At 50.9% G+C, this 1,248-nt stretch carries 3 protein-coding genes; all 3 read left to right on the top strand.

All coding sequences use genetic code 11. The annotated features are described in order from the left end of the window. Positions 1-369 precede the first annotated feature (369 nt). Genes PGR14_RS16010 through PGR14_RS16020 form a run of 3 tightly spaced genes read left to right on the top strand, consistent with a single transcriptional unit; the run spans position 370 to position 1,185 of the window. Positions 370-558 (top strand): hypothetical protein, encoded by a 189-nt coding sequence (locus PGR14_RS16010; RefSeq protein WP_002592123.1) that lies wholly within the window; start codon positions 370-372, stop codon positions 556-558. Beyond that, positions 555-896: a DeoR family transcriptional regulator gene (locus PGR14_RS16015; protein WP_270223728.1), complete on the top strand. Its 342-nt coding sequence runs from the start codon at positions 555-557 to the stop codon at positions 894-896. The genes PGR14_RS16010 and PGR14_RS16015 overlap by 4 nt, the downstream gene beginning before the upstream one ends. Continuing rightward, a complete protein-coding gene (locus tag PGR14_RS16020; RefSeq protein ID WP_270223730.1) occupies positions 889-1,185 on the top strand; it encodes a DUF3847 domain-containing protein in 297 nt (98 codons plus the stop codon). Before PGR14_RS16015 ends, PGR14_RS16020 begins: the two co-directional genes overlap by 8 nt. Positions 1,186-1,248: the final 63 nt, after the last annotated feature.

Here is a 1,248-nt window from a genome sequence, read left to right on the forward strand (position 1 = left end):
ACGGCACAGGGCACAAAAATGTTCTATGATACAGGTAGTTCATCGATGGATTATTCCAATCGAATGACCAGCCTGTGTGGGATATGCTTCCCCGGCGATGTAGCGCCATGACTTTTGGCAGGGATATGGAGGAACCCTGACCGAAACGAGCGTACCAAAGGGAGCGATACGCCGCTGTGAGATTCAGGGGAGGAACGACACCGGGGAGAACTGGCGAACTGACACCGAAATGATACCGAAACACGACAATCTGATAGGGGGATAGTCTACCCTATCGCTGATACTTTGGGAGATTTTAAGCGGCTCTATGACCGTAATTTTGCCGAAAATCGCCCCGAAACCATACACGAAAACGGGAGGAAACACAATATGCCGAGAATGAGCAAAAAGAGGAAGCATGAGCTTTCCTTTTACCTCAATGACCGGGGGCGTGTCACTTACAACGAATTATGCCGGAAATGCCAGCATGGGTGCAGGCAGAGCTTCCGGGCGGTTGTGGTTGACTGCCCCCGTTATTTATCCAAACGAGCAAAGAAAAAGGAGGAACACACCGAATGAATTTTGAATTTATGACGATAGACACGCCATTGCCGCTGTGTATGCCATTTCGCATAGCGTTGACAGGATTTCCAGTCAGCAGCACCGCAAAGGTCATGTACTGCCGGATGCTGGACGCTATGCTATCCAAAGGGCAGGAGGACGAAAACGGAATCCTGTTTGTCTGCTTCCCTCTCACAGCCATTGCTACAGTCCTGTCCCGCCACTCCATGACGGTCAAGCGTTCTCTGAATGAACTGGAAACCGCCGGACTTATCATGCGGGTGCGTCAGGGCATTGGAGAACCAAACAGGATTTATGTGCTGATACCGGGAAAGGAGGACGCTGCCCTTGCCTGATACCCCAAAACCGGAACAGCTCAACCGGGACTTGGAAAAAAGCGACAAGCAACTGCGGAAAGCCATCAATGATGAAAAGGCATTGCAGCACCAGTTGAAGCAGCTTACCCGAAAGGAACGAACGCACCGGCTCTGTACCCGTGGCGGTATGCTGGAAAGTTTTCTGCAAGAGCCGGAACGCCTGACAGATGATGATGTCATGCTGTTGTTGAAACTCATTTTTCACAGGCAGGACACGCAGGAACTATTGAAAAAACTGCTGGAACGGGAGAAGCCGGAAACCCCTTAGTTTACTAAGGGCGCAATTATACACCACCCAGAGGTTGGTGCATTGCGTTCTCCGAAGGCTCCT

The organism is Coprococcus sp. AF99-45, assembly GCF_027663865.1.
Lineage (GTDB): Bacteria > Bacillota > Clostridia > Lachnospirales > Lachnospiraceae > Allocoprococcus > Allocoprococcus comes.